This window comes from Flavobacterium algoris (genome assembly GCF_048158525.1).
GTDB lineage: Bacteria > Bacteroidota > Bacteroidia > Flavobacteriales > Flavobacteriaceae > Flavobacterium > Flavobacterium algoris.
The window spans coordinates 67,624-85,963 of the sequence record NZ_JBLNKT010000008.1 but is presented as its reverse complement, the minus strand read 5'-3'; the positions used below and the strand labels follow the sequence as shown (position 1 = coordinate 85,963).

The following is an 18,340-nucleotide window of genomic DNA, read 5'->3' as shown; positions in this document are numbered from 1 at the left end:
TAAAAATATACAATTTAATAATACTCACGGTTTAAATCATTAAAAAACTTTGTTATTTTACTGTTATAGCGGTAAAAATATTACTAAAACTCAACAAAGTATATAATTTTAGAAAAAAAAAACCTAATTACTGTTAAGGCAGTAAAAATTAATTAAAATATAAATGATAAATTTGTACATGTATTGGAGTTGAATGAAAAGCAACTTCGCTTTGTACATAACAGAATTGATGAAAAGTTGTTAAAAGCTAAGCGTTTCATTTCAATCTTCTTTCCATCACAAAAAGAACGTTTTTTATCATAAAAAAAAGTATATAACCCAGCAGTTTTTGAATGAATAAAAAATATAAATTGTTTTTATTAACACTAAAGATAGCTACTTAATCAAAATCCGTACTTCTTTTGTACACCTCTACCCTTTTAATCCCTTTAAAAACAACGATTATTACTTATTGCATCGGGAAGTAAAACACAAAATTGCAACAAAGAAAATAACCCGCACAAATAGCTCATCAAAACAAAATCGAGATCAATATTTAAAATTCGGTTCCCATCAACCAGCACTCTTAAAAAAGCTTTAACACTCTAAACTAAACATTAACACTTATTTCATTATTATTTTTGTAATTTTGAATTAATCACTTAATTGAAGTTTGAGCTTTTAAAATTCCCAATTTCTTAAGTGAATAAACTTGATTAGCAAAACTCTTCGAACAAGTTTAGAAATAGAACAACTCGGAACGGGAATTCATACGTTTAAAAAAGATACCTTGACGGTAATCTAAAACCAGAGCTGAGCTATGAAATAAAAATACTTAAACACCTTTTTATTACTACATAAAAAGGCGCACTTATTTTATTATAAATTATAAAATAAAACTATGCGAGTTCCAGTAATCCGAAAAAATATAATATTCACACCTGATTCCAGGAGAGTTGTAGCTCGATATTTTATGAATGGTGATCAGCGAACCCAACAGATGGTGAGCCGTATAATGCTGTTGGATGAAAAACAAGTCATAGACACTCTAGAACATACACTTCGGGAATTTGCAAGAAGGCATCGAAATATTTCACGCGTCTTCTTCACGCATTGCGAAAAAATTAGAGGGATAATTGAAGGGATGCAAATCAATTACGACGGTCTGTCAGAGGAACGAAAAATGCTCATTGGTTCTTACTGTACAATGGAGTATGCTATAGAATCTGCAGCTTTTTTCAACCCATCTATTGTGGAAGATTTTGATCAATCAGACCTCGAAAATGGGGAGAAACGAGTTATCATTTCTTTCCGAGCTACTGGAGAAGGTCATATCTCATCAATTGTTTTTAGAAGGGGAATCTTGGATAAGAATAATGATCTGCATATCATGAAAATTGGCAATAACATTGATAAAGCAGAAATTGTTCACAAATCGTTATATAACAAAGAACGCTTTCTGATGAAATTGGCTGAGATGCATACTTCGGATAAATACTCAACCCGTATTATGCAAGACCTGCCCGATGAATTTGAGTATGCCGCATTAAAAAATGTGATAAATAAAGCATTAAGCGATCCTATGATTCGTCAGGAGAGGAGAACTGCACTCGAAGAAGTGATGTGGTTGGCGGATTCATTTTATGATTTACAATTCAAACACGATTCCGATATCACCGAACGTGTTATTTTTCCAATATCAGATTCTGAAAGTCGTGGTATTGAAGATGCTCGTTTTGTGCGCTTTGTGGATGATGATCAATCAGATAGAGTAATGGCTACTTATACAGCTTATAATGGTCATGTCATTCTCCCAAAACTTATTTCTACTGAAGACTTTTATACGTTCCGCGTAATGCCCTTGTATGGAGCCGGTGCTCAAAATAAGAATCTGGCATTATTCCCTAGAAAAATCAAGGGCAAGTATGCAATGCTATCCAGAATTGATGGTGTCAACAATTACCTTATGTATTCTGATAGAGCTACGCAATGGAATAATCCAGTAATCCTCCAGGAGCCGCGATATATATGGGAATTTACACAAATTGGAAATTGTGGGTCGCCACTTTGGACCAAAGAAGGCTGGTTGGTAATTACTCATGGTGTAGGTGCCATGAGACGATATTGCATAGGCGCTTCGTTGTTTGATCTTGATGATCCATCCAAGGAAATTGGGAGACTTAAAGACCCCCTGCTTTCACCACGGGAAGATGAACGGGAAGGATATGTCCCAAATGTGGTTTATTCGTGCGGTTCGATTATTCACAACAACAGCCTTATATTGCCTTATGCCGTATCAGACTATTCATCAACTTACGGTGTGGTAGATTTGGCAGAATTAATTGAGGCTTTGAAGAAAAGCAAATGATGATTTTCTCTTCATCAATAGCTTTCAATTTTTCATAACCACCCATTCTGCATCAATATCAAAGAATTATATTAGAAGATTTATTTTAACAAATAAAAATAGCGAATTTACTAATCAGGACACCGTAACTTAGTAAACTCAACTATACTAATACGGATACAGTCCTTTTTGCATTATTATGCTGTCCGGGCAGGCTATTCACTACAAGTCCGGAGGAAGTTGCCCATAAAACATAACCCCGGAACGAGCTTCCTTTGGTCGCTGTTTCAGGGTTTGTTTTATAAAAGGCCTTTTCCTTTGCGTACTTTTCGTTGCTATCCTTGACAGGGAAATCGTTTCCACAACTAACAAATTACTATATTATCTCAAATACTAAATCAAGAAAAAATAGTACCTTTAATACATGAAAAAGCATCACAATATTATTATAGCTGGAGCCGGTGGAATTGCCGAAGCAGTTGGTTTGTTATTGATGGAATGGAGTGAAGTACCCCCTACTCTTTTTATTGGTGACCGAACCCATTCAAAAGCAAAAAAAGTAGCACATTGGATTCAAGAAGGAACAACAAAATCGGGTTTCATTAAGGACTTCCACCTTGCCGAAAATGGCTTAACGGATGAAATGAAAGTAATTTTGCGCCAAGGAGATATCATTCTCGACTGCCTGCCGGGCAGCCAAGCACCAAGGATGGCTCAGTTTGCCAAAGATTTTAATCTGCATTATGCTAACCTTACAGAATATGTTTTAGAAACCGAAGAAATTATAGCTTTGGCAAAAGAGGCCAAAACCGGTTTTGTACTTCAAACTGGTCTGGCTCCCGGCTACATCGACTTGCTGGCCAATGGGCTTTTTCAACAGTTTTGCATTGATTTTAAAGTTAATACAGTGGATAAGCTAGAATTTAAAGTTGGCGCGCTGACCAATCATGCCGTTACTCCCCATTATTATGGCTTTACTTGGAGTCCGGTGGGAGTCGCTACAGAATATATTAAAGAAACCATCGTCTTAAGAGATTTTAAAAAAACTACGCTGCCTGCATTATCAGAAAGAGCCACTATTATTATTGACGGCATTGCTTATGAAGAGGATCTCACTTCGGGCGGTGCGGCAGATTTACCGGAGGCATTATCAGGGAAAGTGCGTTCGCTTGACTACAAGACTTTACGACATCCCGGGCATTATGCTTGGGTACAAGAACAACTTATTAATTTAGGAAATACTCCGGACACCATTAAAAGCTTGCAAGAAAAAATGGAAGCTGTAATTCCTCATATTGAAGACGATAAAATCGTTTTGTATGCTACAGTAGAAGGTAAAGATGCAGCTGGAATTTTGCGCAGACGAGAAATTGCAAAATGTATACTTCCTCAAAAAATAGGGAAACATCAATTGAGAGCCATCCAAACAACTACCGCAGCACCATTAGTCCAAGCAGCCCAATTATTGCTCGAAACTCCTCATAGCGGAGTTGTTTTACAAAGCCAAATTGATCCAAAACAATTTTTAAATGGAAATTATATTGTGCGTATTTACGGTAAATTTTAAACAACGAAAACCAAATATAATAGACGCCTTCATTCCCAATTTAGTAATAGATTGAATTGGTTTCCTTTAAATTGTCTGTGAGATTACAATTAAAATTATCGCTACCAAAGCTAAAAAAAGACCTGCGAAATTCATTTTGGTCAATTTTTCCTTAAAAATAAAAATCCCAACAAGACTTCCAATAATGATTACACCCATGTTCATCCCTGCAAAAACAGTTGACGGATTTTGAACAAATGCTTGATGTGCTTTTAAATAGAAAAGAATATTTCCAAAGTTGAAAATACCAACCAAACCCCCAAAAAGAATGTTTCTGATATTTAACGGTACTTTACTGATTACCAATTCATAAATAACAGCCCCAACCATAATTAGCAGTGCTATCCCAAAAACAACAAATAATGAAGTAGTGTATGGCAAACTTGTATAAAGGGCAATTTGTTTAAAAAGAATATCTATAACTCCAAAGCCAAGCAAAACAACTGCTGGATATATCCATTTATTTTCGGTGTTTTGAGAAGGTTTAGCGAGAATAAGCAATAATGCCGGAAAACCAACCACAAGCGCACCAATTTTTAACACATTAAAATCTTCTTTGAAAAGTAGCCCAGCAGCCAAAATAGGTATAAACAACGAAAGTCGTTGAGCAGCATCCGTTTTTACGACACCCATGTGTTTTATGGATGCAGCCAGAAAAAGAAATATAGATGGCAACAAAATACCAATAGTTATATAAATACTCCAAGGTGCTGAATTTCCCACATCAATAAGTTCTGGACTAAAGAACAAATAACAAAGAATAAGAGCAACTACATAATTTGAAGCTATAATTTGAGTATTACTTACAGCATACTTGCGTGAAAATTTAAATAGTACACCAACAGTCACACTGCATATGATGCTTAGAATTAGAAATAACATAGACAATATTTTGACTGTAAAACTACTATTTTATGTTTCTACATTGTCTTTTTATTAAAGTAAAGAAAAGCTTTAAAAAAAATTCTATTTGTAAACTAAAAAAATATCGATTAAAAAAAATGCACGCTCTAGATTTATAAAATCTTCAAAAGATTCCAATAGCTATTTCTTTACTTTTGCATAAATCATTAAAATTATGGAAAAGGAGTATTCTGTTGCTATATATCCTTCCGAGGCAATTATTTCATTGGTTAAATCGATGAAAGAACAATTGGCCAAGGAAGTGGGTTGGTTTCACAGTAAAAATTCTATTGGCCATATCACCATTTGTGAATTTAAGGCCACTGATAAACAAATTGAAATTATTAAAAATCAACTGAATCGATTTTGTGACACTTTACAACCAGTTAAAATATGTTTAAATGAATTCAGCTCCTATCCAAATGGCGCCTTTTTTATTTCGCCCCACAAAGATTCTAAAAGTATTTTGAAACCCATAATGAAACGAATTCAAGACTCACTTCATATTCAAAATATGAAAAAAAGCAATGATCCGCATCTTTCCATTGCGCGAAGATTAACTCCGGAAAATCTCGAAAGAGCTAAAACTTTATTTACCTCAATAGTTATAGATTTTTTGTGTGACAGTATTGTTTTGCGAAAGTTTGAAGACACTATAAAACAGTTTATTGTAATCAACACCTTTAAATTCAATAACAATTCACAATCAGAGGGCATACAAGAAACTCTTTTTTAGAAATTAATCACTCTTCAACCATCCTGTAATACTCATTCTAGTGTTTTGCGTAACCAAAACTTCATGAACTAATTCATCACTCTTGAAGAAAACGGTTTTTCCTTGAGTAGGCGAAATTTTCTGATTGTTATCCAATTGATGAATCAGCAATTCGCCACCGTCACTTTCTTGCCAATCGCTGTTTAAATAGCTAATCATGGAGTATTTTCGGCTTGGATTATTTTTGAACTGATCCAAATGTTTTAGATAAAAATCACCCGATTCATACAGCGAATAATGAAATTCATAACCCGTTATTCCCGCGTAACAGCTTTGATTCAGATAAAGAATAAATGCTTCTATTTGAGCAAAGAATTCATTTTCGAATGCATTGTTGTGTTTTTTATCCAACCAATAAATAGAATCGCTTCGTATCGCACCATCATAAGAAAGTTTTTCAGAATTCCCGATTCCGGCAGCCATTAATAAACTTTCCTGATTCAAAGTAAGCAGGTTTTGTTTTAAATTATTGGCCAAATCGGTACTCAAAAAATGTTCGGATATGCCTACTTTATTTTCAATATAAGTCGCAATCAAATCCTCAAAGCTATTTTCCATGTCTGTTTTCATTGACAGTTTAGACTGCCAACGGGACAAGGTAGACTAATAAAAACCGTTATTACCTCATTATGAAATAAATAAAAAATTATATTGTAAACTCGTCTCCTTAAAGCATCAATTTTAATACTAATAAGGCATTTAAGTAGAACGAAAGATATTTTGCAAGTATTAAAAAGAGTTTTTTTGCAACAGATTGGAAGGATTAAAAGATTTTTAAAGCTACGTGACGAATTAATCCGTGCTAATCTTTGAAATCTGTGGCAAAGAAATTTAGAGTTTTAATAAAATACGCCATTAAATTTTAGCTATTACTTATATACCCCGAATTAGTATTATTTTACCAATAAACTGTATTAAATGGTTTTCCTGCGAGGTCTTTTTTGACCTTGTAGGTAGGGTAAATCTAAAAAAAAATACCTACAAGGTTTTGGAAACCTTGCAGGATTATAGCTGAATTCTAGCAAAAAAGGGTTTAGAAAAAAATCTAAACCCTTTTTTATTTTATAATTTACTGATAAAGCTACCGTAAATATCCTTGAACTGATAACCTTCCGAAAAGCGGTCCTTACTCAGTTTTTTATATTCAACTAATCCCCAAAGAATAAATTCTTTCATAAATAATTTATCTTCCTTTTCTAATTTTGGTTGGTATTTCTTGATTAATATTTCAAGCGGAACAATACTTCCTAAAATTCTTTCATATTCCTCATTGGAACAATCATCTAATAATTCAAACCCACTTTCGGCAAAAAACCATTCGATGATATCGGTATAAGGTGTTTTTTCGTCTTGCTTTTCTAGTTTTTCAATTTTTGGAAAATAAGCAGGAAAAAAAGTATGAATTGCATCACCTAATAAATGCTGCGCCACAGCGGCTGCTCCCTCCTGCTCTCCTTCATAAACCAATTCGACTTTTCCGGTAATTGCAGGGATGATTCCCATAAAATCAGATAAACGCAAACTTGTTTTATCTTCTCCAGACTTCAATGCTCTTCTTTCTGCTGTGCTTAATAAATTCTCTAAAGCGGTAATACTCAATCGGGCACTTACGCCACTTTTATTATCAATATATTCGCTTTCTCTTGCTTCAAAACTGATTTGTTCCAATAAATCTCGCGCTAATGAAGGTACGTAAACCATGTCGCTTTGTACTGCATCCAATTTTGCTTCCTGTTCTGTAATAGTTCGAGCAATTTTAATGGTTTCCGGATAATGCGTCAAAATTTGGGAACCAATTCTATCTTTTAATGGCGTTACAATACTCCCACGATTCGTGTAATCTTCGGGATTTGCGGTAAAAACAAATTGCATGTCCAGTGGCATTCGCAACTTAAAACCACGAATTTGGATATCCCCTTCTTGTAGAATATTAAATAATGCAACCTGAATTCGAGCCTGTAAATCGGGTAATTCATTAATGACAAAAATACAACGATTCGCTCTTGGAATCATCCCAAAATGGATCACGCGGTCATCCGCATACGATAATTTCAAATTGGCCGCTTTTATTGGATCAACATCGCCAATTAAATCCGCAACAGTAACATCTGGCGTAGCTAGTTTTTCGAAAAAACGATCACTTCTATGCAACCATGAAATTGGAGTTTCATCCCCTTTGATTTCGATTATATCTTTGGCAAAACGCGAAATTGGATTTAAAGGATCATCATTAATTTCGGAACCAGTTACAAATGGAATGTATTCATCGAGCAATTCAATCATTTTGCGTGCCAATCTCGTTTTGGCTTGACCCCGAAGACCCAACAAATTGATATTATGACGCGATAAAATAGCGCGCTCTAATTCTGGAATTACGGTATTCTCAAATCCATGAACGCCTTCAAAAGTAGCTTTTCCTGATTTTATTTTGTCTCTAAGGTTGGAACGCAATTCATCCTTGATGCTTTTACTTGTGTAACCTGATTTTATTAATTCTCCGAGTGTTTTTATCTTTTCTATTTTCATAATGTGAATTATCTTTTCTTGTATTCTTTCTAGTCCTTTATTTTATTCTTTTTTTACGATTTGTTTCATAATCTTCAAAAATCATTTCGCCAAGCCCTTTGAGTCCGGTATAAAATGCTTTTCCTTGATTGGCTTCGGTAAACCGATTTACAAATTGCTGCAAATACGGATCATTGGCAATCATAAAAGTGGTTATCGGAATGTGTAATTTTCGAGCTTGTTGCGCCTGATTGTAGCATTTATCGACAATATATTCATCGAGTCCATTGCTGTTCATATAATAGGAGCCATCTTTCTCCCGAACGCAACTTGGTTTTCCATCGGTAATCATGAAAATTTGCTTGTTGGTATTTCGTTTTCGACGCAAAATATCCATGGCGAGTTGCAAACCAGCAACAGTATTAGTGTGAAATGGCCCTACTTTTAAATATGGCAAATCTCGGATTGCGATCGTCCAGGCATCATTTCCAAAAACCAGAATGTCTAAAGTATCTTTTGGGTAACGCGTCGTAATCAATTCAGCAAGAGCCATCGCTACTTTTTTTGCAGGCGTGATTCGGTCTTCACCATACAAAATCATGCTGTGACTGATGTCAATCATCAAAACCGTACTCATTTGGGATTTAAACTGCGTTTCTTCTACCACCAAATCATTTTCGGTCAACATGAAACTATCGACACCGTTATTGATTTGGGCATTACGCAAGCTTTCCGTTAAGGAGATTCGCTCCAATCCATCACCAAAATGAAATTCCCGAAATTCTCCGGTATGCTCGTCTCCGTTTCCGGAATGCTTGGTTTTATGATTGCCACTTCCCGATCGTTTTAGATTTCCAAAAATGTTGTCTAAAGCCTGTTGCCGAATGGCGCGCTCCGTTTTGGCAGTAATTCCAATTCCTGAAGTACCATCATCTTTGAGTTCATCACGGATGTAGCCTTTTTTCTTTAAATCTTCGATAAAATCATCAATGGTATAGTGTTCATCGGTGAGTTTATATTCTTTGTCTAATTCTCGCAACCAGTCAATTGCTTCATCAAAATCTCCTGAAGTATGTGTGATTAACTCTTTAAAAATACCAAAGAGTTTATCAAACGGAGACTGAAATGCGGCTTCGTATTGCTTGAAATAAAATCCTTTTTTATTGTCATTTTTCATAGACTTTAAAATTACATCTTTTTAAAATGTAGTCTAGACAAACGTTTATTAATTTTTAGTTAAAAACATAATGACAAGAATAAGTAAGCTATTTATTAAAAAGAAAGCTAATTGAAAAATTTACCATCAACATAAAACCAATTCTCATTTTCGAGTTTGAAAGTAGATAGTTCGTGATGAATTTGGTTTTGAAGTTTACTATCCAGAAAATAGGCTTTGAATTCTACTGTATTCTTGGTAGCATTTATAATTTCAAGTTTTTGCCATTGGTTAGAAATTGCCCAATTTAGAATTTCAACTTTAGAATGGTATTTCCGTTCAGAGCTATGTGTTGTTGCCAATAAATAATCAATTTCATGTGTTGCATAAGCTGAATATCTGGAACGCATTAAGGATTCAGCAGTTGGGGATATTTGAATTCCTTTTATAATAGGCTCACAACATTCCGGAAAGTTTTTTTGAGAACCGCAGTAGCATTTTTTTACAATCATTTTTTAAAATAATTTTTAAAGTGTACCCGTTGCTTGTCCGTCAAGCGCAATTATTTTTTGGTGTAATTGATTCAATAATACTTGGTATTTACTAATTTCAATTAAATCTTCATCTTCTTCTGCAAAGTCAAGTAATTCGTCTAATTCCTCGCTAACTTCAACTAATTTATTGTTCGCTTCTTTGGCTTTTTTATTGGCAATCAAATCAATTATTTCTTGAACACCATTTTTTAAATCTGCAAATTTATTGTTTTCCATCTTTAATTATTTTCTGAAGACTTATCTTCATTGAACTTCTTTACGATTTGTTTTAATTTTTCCTTGCGAAGCATTTCAGCTTGTTTTACTTTATCTTGTGCTTTATGCAATTTATCGTTGTGCTTTTTTATATTTCTTTCGTTATTTCTACTCATTGTCTTTTCCTTATTAATTATTAAATCAATTATTTGATTTAAAACCAGATGCAAAGTTCGGGTTATTTATTGAAATTCAAATTGTTTTTAATTTGATAATTTCTGTTTTTTAATAGGAATCATTTTTTTAAATAGTATTTTCAATTCTTCGATTTTTCCATTATAAATTGAAATTTAATACAATTGCACATACAATTTTTTACAATTAATAGTTTTTATCTTAAATATAATATTTCAATAAGTACAATTTATCATAAAAAAGCAATATAATGCATTAAAAATCAATAACATGGCCGTAATTAAGAAAACATTATGCTCTTATTCTATTTTTTTATACATTTATTTTCTAAATAACTCAACTTCGTCAATCTTCTAAATAGCATAAATGGATCATAATAAACACCCTAAATTCATCAGTTGGTTCTTAAATAGACCTAAGACTACAGGGTTACTTACATTTCTATTTCTAAGCTATATTGCTTGTTTTATAGTCTCACAACAGTATAAACTTATAAAAGAAGATGAGCAACGAGAAATGAATACGATCCTTCATGTTGTCAATCAAAATATAGAGCAATCGCTTAAAAACTGTTATACAACTACCTTGACATTAGCGCTAACAATTAATGACAAAGGAGTTCCTGAAAATTTTGATTACGTAGGATCAAAACTGATGGAATCAAACAATAGTATTAGCGCTGTTCAATTAGTTCCTAAAGGGGTGATAAAATATATTTATCCTATTAAAGGGAATGAAGCAGCTATGAATTTAAATATTTTACAAGCTCCTTATCTTAAAGAAGCTTTAAAATCTATTGAAAATCAAAAAATGTATTTTGCTGGTCCGCTAAAATTAAAACAAGGTGGGATGGGAATTGTAGGTAGATTTCCTGTTTTTAGAAATAATAAATTTTGGGGATTTTCAGCTGTTATTATTAAATTAGATACTTTTTTAAAATGTTCGGGAATTAATAATGTTGACGATTCAAAATATTATTTTCAATTTTCAAAGAAAAACACTGCTAACCAAAAAGAAGTTTTTTATTTACCCAATCAAAGTGATTTTTCTAAAAAATATAACATCTCTACCTTTATTCCCGATGGTGACTGGAAATTATACCTGATATCTAAGCATCAAAATTATCTTTATTATCAAATTTTAATTCCAGCAATTATAGGATTTATTTTAGCAGCACTTTTTGGTATTTTAATATTTAGTCTTTTAAAAATACCCGAAGAACTTCAGTCTTTAGTAAGCACCCAAACCACAAAACTTTTAAATTCTGAGATAAAGTTTGAAGCTATTTTTGACCAGGCAGCTGTCGGAATCGCCTATATAGATTCCTATTCCGGTAATTTTATTGAGATTAACAAACAATATTGCAACTTATTAGGATATTCACAGCAGGAAATGAAAGAGAAAAATTTTCAATCCGTTACTCACCTCGATGATTTAGAAGATGATTTGATCAATTTAGAAAAACTAAGGACAGGAAAAATCAGAACGTACGCTATGGAAAAACGGTATGTGACAAAATTAGGCACTGTTATTTGGGTAAATCTTACGGTGTCTCCACTCTGGAAAGTAAACGAAAAAGTAACAAGCCATATCGTAATAATTGAAGATATTTCGTTAAAAAAAGAAACAGAAGAACTAATAAAAAGAACAGAAACACGATTTAAAAGTTTATTTGATGACTCACCCCTGCCTTTAAGAGAAGAAGATTTTTCGGAAATTAAAAAATACCTTCAAGAATTAAATCTAATTAATAAAAAAGCAGAAATCGTTTCTAACTACTTTTATAGCAACCCAGACGTAGTTACAAAATGCAATTCATTAGTTAAATTAATTAACATCAACAATGCCTGCCTTAAACTTCATAAAGTCAAAACCAAAGAAGAATTAATCAATAACAAATCTAATCTATTTGATTTCAGATCTACAGATGATTTCATCAAACATTTAATTGCAATTACTCAAGGTAAAAAACAATTTATTATAGACTCCAGAATAAAAAACACCGAAGGAGAATATCGAGATGTTAATTTAAGATGGAATGTAATTCGAGGTTATAGAAAAACATTCGAACGAATTATTGTTTCTACTGAGGATATCACAGAACGCCTAGCTACCGAAAAAATTATACTTGATACAAAACAAAGAGTTGAGTCTCTTATTAATACAATTGACGGAATTGTATGGGAATGTGACATTGACACCTTTTCTTTTTCTTTTATCAGTAAAAAAGTAGAAAAAATATTAGGATATAGTCCAGAAGAATGGTTAGCAAGTAAAACTTTTCGGGCTGACCATATTCATCCCGAAGATAAAGAATGGACCTTAAACTATTGTATAACAAAAAGTAGCCAAAGTTTAAATCATGATTTTGAATATCGAATGATTGCTAAAAATGGAGCTGTTGTATGGTTAAGAGATATTGTAAACGTTATTTTTGAAGATGGTAAAGCAGTAAGTTTAAGGGGTATCATGATTGATATTACCAAAACTAAAGAAGCCGAAAAAGATTTAAATAATTCCTTCAATTTAGTTACAGAACAAAATAAAAGACTTCTTAATTTTTCTTACATCGTTTCCCATAATTTAAGGTCACATACCAGTAACATTGCATCTATAATGAGTTTAATTGAATCTTCTGAATCAGAGGATGAAAAAAACCAAATGATACAATTATTAAAATCAGTTTCAAGTTCTCTAAGTGAAACGATGCTTCACCTGAATGAAGTAATAAATATAAGAACAAATATTGGTTTAGTTTCTGAATCCCTAAATTTAAAAGAATACATTCATACTGTACAAAAAGTACTTTCAGATCAAATCACATCAAATGAAGTTTCCATTTCAACTATTATGCCAGAGGATATTATGGTAAATTATAATCCTGCATATCTGGAAAGCGTACTTTATAATATCATCTCTAATTCCATTCGCTATAAACACCCAGAAAGAAAACCTCAAATAATAATAAAGTGGTTTATGGAAGATAAAATGAATGTCCTTCAAATATCAGATAATGGTGTTGGAATTGATCTTGTAAGGAATGCAGATAAGATTTTTGGGATGTATAAAACATTTAGCAACAATGCAGATTCAAAAGGAATTGGTTTATTTATAACAAAAAATCAAATTGATGCAATGGGAGGAAATATAACCGTTGAAAGCGAACCTAATATAGGCACAACATTTAAAATTTATATTCAATGACAAAAAAAGTAATATGGGTAGTAGATGATGATGCTATTTACCAAATTATAGTTAATAAAATTATTCAAAGATCAGAGATGTTTTCAACCGCTTTTTCATTTAAAAACGGAAAAGAAGCTATCGACACCTTGCATAATACATTAAAAAACAAAGGAATATATCCTGATATTATTCTATTGGATATTAATATGCCCATTATGGATGGATGGGAATTCATGGAAGAAATGGAATTGATAAAATCTCAAATAAACAAAAAAATAAATATTTATATTGTAAGCTCTTCTATAGCTGTTGAAGATAAAAACAAAACTAAAACGTATCCGGATATTTTGGGTTATTTATCAAAACCCATAACAACTGATGACTTAATATTAGTGGCAACAAATGATTAAGCTATTTCTCTTTTTATTTCATCTAAAGATTTATTAGTAAAAATTAGTTCATTTATAATTTGTTGACGCAAAAAATCCAAGTCATCATACTCAAAATATTTAGCCCATGAAGTCAAGGTAAGTAAATTTCGAATTTGCTTGATTCTTTTAGTAGTTTCAAAACTAGTCCGAAGGATTGCCTTATTATCATAATTCGGATTATTTTTATGTTGATAGCTAACCGTTTTTTTTACATAATTTGCTTCTAAATAATACAATTCCTCAACTGCGTTATCTGGGTAAAAATTAGCCCAAAAAGCAAAACCTAATTTAATTTTAGACTCGGTTTCAGGTTCCAAAGGTTCTAATCGCCATTTACTATTAGCTAATCTTCCCCAATGATTAGACAAGCGATACATTCCTAATGTTGTATAATAATAACTACTTCCAGACTTGCTTTGGTATTGAACAGACAATCCTTTTAACGAATCTAAAGACTCCTCATGAAATACACAAAAGGTGTTTTTGAATGAATTAGGATTAGGGCGAAATATTTTTTGCATGAAACAAAGGTAATCAGAAAGTCTAAAATAGAACAAGACAAACAATAATTGATTAACTTTGCCAACTAGAATTATTTTAAATAAATTGATTATGACCAAAGCTTCTGAAGAAAGAATGTTACAAAAAGGTGTTTACACCGGAATTATGGAAAAAGATGAAAACAACAACTTTTTTTGTGGTGAATATCTTTTAGATTATAAAATGGCTCAAAAACATGCTGTTGGTGATTGGATTACCATTAAAAGCATAATAGAAAATCCAAGCGATATTAGTTATAATAAATATCCAAAAAAGTCAAAAAACTTTGACAAAGCAAACAATAAGCCACAACAATAACCTCTTAATGTGTTGTTTAAACTGATATAAAATCAAAAAAAGCAATCCTTTTTTTGATTTTTTTTTAGTCCTAAACTAAAAATTTAAAAAAAAGTGTACCTTTGCAAAAAATTTGTCGCTTTTGAAATCAAATCATATTGATTTTATAGTAAAAGACAAGTAGTTACCTTATTTATGAAAAAAATAGTTGAATACCGCAAACTACTAAATGTAGAAAAAACTGCTGAGCTTAAAGATTTAAAAACGATTTATCGTAATGCGATGAAAGAAGCGCATCCTGACAAATTTCAAGGAAATGATGAAGGATTAAAAGCTGCAGAAGAAAATAGTAAAAAAATTATTGAAGCTTATCACTTTTTGGTAAGTATCAATCCTGAAACTATAAAACAAAATTTACCGGAATACACTGAAACTATTTCAACTTCCACTATCACGGATTATAAATTTGTTGAAGGTAGATTGATTATCAATTTTTCAAATGGAAGCGTTTATGAATACATTAGTGTTCCTAAAGCAACTTATGTGAAAATGGTAAATGCTGATTCTCCTGGGAGATTTGCTAAAAGACATATCCTTAACTCTTTTACATGGAGAAAAACTCTTAATCAAGACTAGTTTTTTTTTCCAATAAAAAAACATGAGCATCCTATAACTGGGATGCTTTTTTATTTTAAAACAGTTTATTTATATTACAAAAATGTAAAAAAATAAGCTTGCTTAATTTACTTATATTTAATAATTTAGCGTTTCTTAGTAATTATAAACCTACAAAGTAAAAATTATGAATGATCCTTGCCTATTATTTAAATCCCAACATAAAAAAGCAAAAGAAACGCTAGATGTTCTGGAACAAGAAAAACATCAAATAGAATTAAATCTGGAATCGAATCCAATATCTTCTGATTTAAACAAAAAATTGAGAAAAATCAATTTAGATATTAAGATTACTATAAATGAATTAGAACATGCCGATTATAGTATTGAAAAGTGTGAAATTAAATACATTAATCCTAAAAAAAAATAATCCTTAGGCATATTAAATGTAGCTGATAATTTTTATTCTGCTCAGTCTAGTTTTTTAATTATATTGACTTTCAATTCCTGAACTTTAATTTTATAGTTAATAAAGATATTGACAATCAACAAATTATATATTTTATTATTTAGAAATAATAATTTAAAAAAATTTCAAATTAGGGTTACTACAGTAATTCAAATTATTTTATTTTTAATAGTCCTAAATACTTATTAAGAATAAAAAATTATAACAAAAATTTAGGTAGTAAAATTATATATAATTTATAATTTTAAATACTTTTGCACACTTAACTTAATTAACTAATAATGAAAAAAATAATTTTATTCCTTTCGGCTGTTGTAATGCTGACTTCTTGTACCAAAGATAAATACACCATTTCTGGAACTGCAACTGGATTTGAAAATGGAAAAACAGTAATTCTAGAAACACCAAATGAAAATGGTAGTGGCTTAACTGCAATTGATACCGTAAAAATTGAAAATGGTAAATTTGAAATTAAAGGAAAAGCTGTAGAACCTTCTTTTCACACAATACAAGTAGAAGGAGTTCAAGGAAAAATACCTTTTATTTTAGAAAATGGAGATATTACCATAGTTGTAAACAAAGACAGCATACAAAAATCTAAAGTATCTGGAACTTATAATAATGATGAATATGTTGCTTTCAATGAAGAAATCACTAAAGTTCAAAAAAAATTAATGGATTTTCAGACGAAAAACATGCAAGCAATGAATACTGCTCAACAAACTAAAGATACAGCCCTAATCAATGGATTGATGAAAGAATTTGGTAAAATTCAAGAAGAAGTAGGTACAGCTTCTAAAGCTAAATATGTAGCTTATGCTGAAACACATCCAAAATCATTCATTTCTGCTTTAATAATCCAAGGAATGCTTAATGATCCAAGTGCTGATACTAAAAAATCAGAAAAAATGTACAAAAGCTTAGAAGAGTCATTAAAAAACACAAAACCAGGTAAAGCCATAAAAGCTAAACTTGCGGAAATGAAATCTCCTTCTGTAGGTGCTGCTGCCCCTACTGCTCCATCAGCTGCTCCTGCTGTTGAAACTAAATGAAGAGCAGATTTTTCTGGACCTAATCCTGATGGAAAAGTAATTTCCCTGAAAGAATGTTTAGGAAAAGTTACAATAGTTGATTTTTGGGCATCTTGGTGTGGACCATGTCGCAAAGAAAATCCAAATGTTGTTGCTATATATAAAGAATTACATTCTAAAGGACTTAACATCGTTGGTGTTTCTTTAGATAAAGATGCCAAGGCTTGGAAAGAAGCTATTACAAAAGATAAATTAACTTGGAATCATATTTCTAATTTAAAATTTTGGGATGAGCCTATAGCTGCTCAATATAAAGTTCAATCTATTCCTGCTACTTTTATTCTTGATGCTTCAGGAAATGTAGTAGCACAAGATTTAAGAGGAGACGAATTAAGAGCAAAAATAATAGCACTTTTAGCAAAATAACTTCCTTTAATTGAATAAAACAAAAAATCTCCCTAGTGGAGATTTTTTTATTTTATTCAATACCAATACTTTAAAAATAATACTAAAATTAAGTGTAAATATAGTTTGGAAACTTCAAAACAGTTTCTATATTTGCACCCGGTTAGCACAATAAGCAATGCTTGTTGAGTCTTGGGGAGATACTCAAGCGGCCAACGAGGGCAGACTGTAAATCTGCTGTGTAAACTTCGCAGGTTCGAATCCTGCTCTCCCCACTAAAACTCTTCAAGCAATTGAAGAGTTTTTTTTAGTAAATACTAGTAAATGAAATTCGATTAAGATAGACTTAATATTATTTCAAAAAAAGTCCCGTCTCATTTTTAGAATGACACGGGACTTTTCAATTTATGATTTTTACTACTATTTCTATTCTAAAATAAAACTCACACTAACATTAGCAGTAATATTAATTTCACCAACAGCAAGCGTTTCTCTTGGAGCCTGAGCATCGCTCATTTCCATTTTCATAGCAGCATATCGAATAGGTTGCGGATAATAGGTTTGAGAATTATCAGAGATAGTCATCGCACGCCCCACTTTTTGGCCTAAAACAAAAACATAGTCCTCTGCTTTTAGTTTAGCATCTTTCATAGCTAGTTTTCTTGCCTCTGATTGATATTGTACTAATTTTGAAGATTGGAAGGTAACATTATCAATTCTATTAATTCCTTCGTCTACCAATCCTTCCATCAATTCATCATATTTTGATAAATCTTTCAATAATATTTCGATAGTTTGTGTAGCATTATAATTGTGTTTCTTTTTTTCATAGTCATATTCTGGATTTAGAGAAACACGTTGGGTATTATAATCCGCAGGAGCTAAGTTCATTTTTTTTATAAATTTCAAAACGGCTTCAATCTTTTGATCATTTTGTTTCTTAACGTCTTTGGCATTATTTCCTTTTGTTTCAATAGTAGCTAATATTGTCGCTTGATCCGGAACAACCTTTACTTTCCCTTCTCCATTTACACTTATTTGTGGAACTTGCTTAACTTCTTGCGCATATGACATAGACATGAACATGATAGATAGAATTAGTACAGCTTTTTTCATCTTAATTTTATTTTAATTGTTTTTTGTTGTAATTC

General features: G+C 31.7%; 18 protein-coding genes, 1 tRNA gene and 1 pseudogene. 11 read left to right on the top strand and 9 right to left on the bottom strand.

From position 1 onward, the window contains the following. Positions 1 to 952: 952 nt before the first annotated feature. Positions 953 to 2,347, top strand: coding sequence for a glycoside hydrolase family 130 protein (locus tag ACM55I_RS06555; RefSeq protein WP_416845950.1), 1,395 nt, complete (start codon positions 953 to 955; stop codon positions 2,345 to 2,347). A gap of 403 nt (positions 2,348 to 2,750) precedes the next feature. Further along, complete coding sequence (locus tag ACM55I_RS06550; protein ID WP_416845949.1) at positions 2,751 to 3,893, top strand: saccharopine dehydrogenase family protein; 1,143 nt, start codon at positions 2,751 to 2,753, stop codon at positions 3,891 to 3,893. Between the two features lie 66 nt (positions 3,894 to 3,959). On the opposite strand, the gene ACM55I_RS06545 is transcribed toward ACM55I_RS06550, so the two are convergent. Continuing rightward, positions 3,960 to 4,814: an EamA/RhaT family transporter gene (locus ACM55I_RS06545; protein WP_416845948.1), complete on the bottom strand. Its 855-nt coding sequence runs from the start codon at positions 4,812 to 4,814 to the stop codon at positions 3,960 to 3,962. 196 nt (positions 4,815 to 5,010) lie between these two features. On the opposite strand from ACM55I_RS06545, the gene ACM55I_RS06540 reads away from it, so the two are divergent. Then, positions 5,011 to 5,571, top strand: coding sequence for a 2'-5' RNA ligase family protein (locus tag ACM55I_RS06540; RefSeq protein ID WP_416845947.1), 561 nt, complete (start codon positions 5,011 to 5,013; stop codon positions 5,569 to 5,571). Positions 5,572 to 5,574: 3 nt separating this feature from the next. Here the strand turns inward: ACM55I_RS06540 and ACM55I_RS06535 are convergent, their stop codons facing one another. The 6 genes from ACM55I_RS06535 to ACM55I_RS06510 form a co-directional block, all read right to left on the bottom strand. After that, positions 5,575 to 6,180 carry a 2OG-Fe(II) oxygenase gene (locus ACM55I_RS06535; protein WP_416845946.1) on the bottom strand — a complete coding sequence of 202 codons (606 nt, stop codon included), beginning with the start codon at positions 6,178 to 6,180 and terminating at the stop codon, positions 5,575 to 5,577. A gap of 492 nt (positions 6,181 to 6,672) precedes the next feature. Further along, the gene (locus ACM55I_RS06530; RefSeq protein ID WP_416845945.1) at positions 6,673 to 8,136 is read right to left on the bottom strand and encodes an AAA family ATPase; all 1,464 of its coding nucleotides are present in this window, start codon (positions 8,134 to 8,136) and stop codon (positions 6,673 to 6,675) included. Positions 8,137 to 8,173: 37 nt separating this feature from the next. Beyond that, positions 8,174 to 9,292, bottom strand: a complete 1,119-nt coding sequence (locus tag ACM55I_RS06525) for a vWA domain-containing protein (RefSeq protein WP_416845944.1) — start codon at positions 9,290 to 9,292, stop codon at positions 8,174 to 8,176. Between the two features lie 107 nt (positions 9,293 to 9,399). Then, entirely contained in the window at positions 9,400 to 9,783 is a 384-nt protein-coding gene (locus ACM55I_RS06520) for a YchJ family protein (RefSeq protein WP_416845943.1), read from the bottom strand. A gap of 15 nt (positions 9,784 to 9,798) precedes the next feature. Beyond that, on the bottom strand, positions 9,799 to 10,041 hold the full coding sequence (locus ACM55I_RS06515) for a hypothetical protein (RefSeq protein WP_416845942.1): 243 nt from the start codon (positions 10,039 to 10,041) through the stop codon (positions 9,799 to 9,801). Positions 10,042 to 10,043: 2 nt separating this feature from the next. After that, a complete protein-coding gene (locus ACM55I_RS06510) occupies positions 10,044 to 10,196 on the bottom strand; it encodes a hypothetical protein (protein WP_152556954.1) in 153 nt (50 codons plus the stop codon). A gap of 385 nt (positions 10,197 to 10,581) precedes the next feature. Between ACM55I_RS06510 and ACM55I_RS06505 the strand changes: the two genes are divergently transcribed. Both ACM55I_RS06505 and ACM55I_RS06500 read left to right on the top strand, forming a co-directional pair. Further along, positions 10,582 to 13,419 carry a PAS domain S-box protein gene (locus ACM55I_RS06505; protein WP_416845941.1) on the top strand — a complete coding sequence of 946 codons (2,838 nt, stop codon included), beginning with the start codon at positions 10,582 to 10,584 and terminating at the stop codon, positions 13,417 to 13,419. Further along, the gene (locus tag ACM55I_RS06500) at positions 13,416 to 13,811 is read left to right on the top strand and encodes a response regulator (protein WP_416845940.1); all 396 of its coding nucleotides are present in this window, start codon (positions 13,416 to 13,418) and stop codon (positions 13,809 to 13,811) included. Before ACM55I_RS06505 ends, ACM55I_RS06500 begins: the two co-directional genes overlap by 4 nt. Here the strand turns inward: ACM55I_RS06500 and ACM55I_RS06495 are convergent. Further along, entirely contained in the window at positions 13,808 to 14,353 is a 546-nt protein-coding gene (locus ACM55I_RS06495; RefSeq protein WP_416845939.1) for a hypothetical protein, read from the bottom strand. The two genes, ACM55I_RS06500 and ACM55I_RS06495, sit on opposite strands and share 4 nt — an antisense overlap. A gap of 91 nt (positions 14,354 to 14,444) precedes the next feature. Between ACM55I_RS06495 and ACM55I_RS06490 the strand changes: the two genes are divergently transcribed. The 6 genes and pseudogenes from ACM55I_RS06490 (at position 14,445) to ACM55I_RS06465 (ending at position 17,464) form a co-directional block, all read left to right on the top strand. Next, entirely contained in the window at positions 14,445 to 14,690 is a 246-nt protein-coding gene (locus ACM55I_RS06490; protein ID WP_416837345.1) for a hypothetical protein, read from the top strand. Positions 14,691 to 14,864: 174 nt separating this feature from the next. Further along, the gene (locus tag ACM55I_RS06485; protein WP_039107412.1) at positions 14,865 to 15,305 is read left to right on the top strand and encodes a KTSC domain-containing protein; all 441 of its coding nucleotides are present in this window, start codon (positions 14,865 to 14,867) and stop codon (positions 15,303 to 15,305) included. Positions 15,306 to 15,471: 166 nt separating this feature from the next. Then, positions 15,472 to 15,714 (top strand): hypothetical protein, encoded by a 243-nt coding sequence (locus ACM55I_RS06480; RefSeq protein WP_416845938.1) that lies wholly within the window; start codon positions 15,472 to 15,474, stop codon positions 15,712 to 15,714. 320 nt (positions 15,715 to 16,034) lie between these two features. Next, complete coding sequence (locus ACM55I_RS06475) at positions 16,035 to 16,805, top strand: DUF4369 domain-containing protein (RefSeq protein WP_416845937.1); 771 nt, start codon at positions 16,035 to 16,037, stop codon at positions 16,803 to 16,805. 18 nt (positions 16,806 to 16,823) lie between these two features. Further along, positions 16,824 to 17,210, top strand: a pseudogene (locus ACM55I_RS06470) (TlpA family protein disulfide reductase); the annotation flags it as partial. Positions 17,211 to 17,383: 173 nt separating this feature from the next. Next, positions 17,384 to 17,464: transfer RNA gene (locus ACM55I_RS06465), tRNA-Tyr, on the top strand. Positions 17,465 to 17,615: 151 nt separating this feature from the next. Here ACM55I_RS06465 and ACM55I_RS06460 read toward each other — a convergent pair. Beyond that, positions 17,616 to 18,305 (bottom strand): SIMPL domain-containing protein, encoded by a 690-nt coding sequence (locus ACM55I_RS06460; protein ID WP_416845936.1) that lies wholly within the window; start codon positions 18,303 to 18,305, stop codon positions 17,616 to 17,618. Positions 18,306 to 18,340 lie beyond the last annotated feature (35 nt).

What these genes read in the sequence shown, in the direction of transcription:
- ACM55I_RS06530 (WP_416845945.1), bottom strand. Translation starts at nt 8,136, where the DNA reads ATGAAAATAGAAAAGATAAAAACACTCGGAGAATTAATAAAATCAGGT.
- ACM55I_RS06540 (WP_416845947.1), top strand. Translation starts at nt 5,011, where the DNA reads ATGGAAAAGGAGTATTCTGTTGCTATATATCCTTCCGAGGCAATTATT.
- ACM55I_RS06510 (WP_152556954.1), bottom strand. Translation starts at nt 10,196, where the DNA reads ATGAGTAGAAATAACGAAAGAAATATAAAAAAGCACAACGATAAATTG.
- ACM55I_RS06480 (WP_416845938.1), top strand. Translation starts at nt 15,472, where the DNA reads ATGAATGATCCTTGCCTATTATTTAAATCCCAACATAAAAAAGCAAAA.
- ACM55I_RS06535 (WP_416845946.1), bottom strand. Translation starts at nt 6,180, where the DNA reads ATGAAAACAGACATGGAAAATAGCTTTGAGGATTTGATTGCGACTTAT.
- ACM55I_RS06500 (WP_416845940.1), top strand. Translation starts at nt 13,416, where the DNA reads ATGACAAAAAAAGTAATATGGGTAGTAGATGATGATGCTATTTACCAA.
- ACM55I_RS06550 (WP_416845949.1), top strand. Translation starts at nt 2,751, where the DNA reads ATGAAAAAGCATCACAATATTATTATAGCTGGAGCCGGTGGAATTGCC.
- ACM55I_RS06555 (WP_416845950.1), top strand. Translation starts at nt 953, where the DNA reads ATGAATGGTGATCAGCGAACCCAACAGATGGTGAGCCGTATAATGCTG.
- ACM55I_RS06520 (WP_416845943.1), bottom strand. Translation starts at nt 9,783, where the DNA reads ATGATTGTAAAAAAATGCTACTGCGGTTCTCAAAAAAACTTTCCGGAA.
- ACM55I_RS06545 (WP_416845948.1), bottom strand. Translation starts at nt 4,814, where the DNA reads ATGTTATTTCTAATTCTAAGCATCATATGCAGTGTGACTGTTGGTGTA.
- ACM55I_RS06490 (WP_416837345.1), top strand. Translation starts at nt 14,445, where the DNA reads ATGACCAAAGCTTCTGAAGAAAGAATGTTACAAAAAGGTGTTTACACC.
- ACM55I_RS06525 (WP_416845944.1), bottom strand. Translation starts at nt 9,292, where the DNA reads ATGAAAAATGACAATAAAAAAGGATTTTATTTCAAGCAATACGAAGCC.
- ACM55I_RS06505 (WP_416845941.1), top strand. Translation starts at nt 10,582, where the DNA reads ATGGATCATAATAAACACCCTAAATTCATCAGTTGGTTCTTAAATAGA.
- ACM55I_RS06475 (WP_416845937.1), top strand. Translation starts at nt 16,035, where the DNA reads ATGAAAAAAATAATTTTATTCCTTTCGGCTGTTGTAATGCTGACTTCT.
- ACM55I_RS06485 (WP_039107412.1), top strand. Translation starts at nt 14,865, where the DNA reads ATGAAAAAAATAGTTGAATACCGCAAACTACTAAATGTAGAAAAAACT.
- ACM55I_RS06495 (WP_416845939.1), bottom strand. Translation starts at nt 14,353, where the DNA reads ATGCAAAAAATATTTCGCCCTAATCCTAATTCATTCAAAAACACCTTT.
- ACM55I_RS06460 (WP_416845936.1), bottom strand. Translation starts at nt 18,305, where the DNA reads ATGAAAAAAGCTGTACTAATTCTATCTATCATGTTCATGTCTATGTCA.
- ACM55I_RS06515 (WP_416845942.1), bottom strand. Translation starts at nt 10,041, where the DNA reads ATGGAAAACAATAAATTTGCAGATTTAAAAAATGGTGTTCAAGAAATA.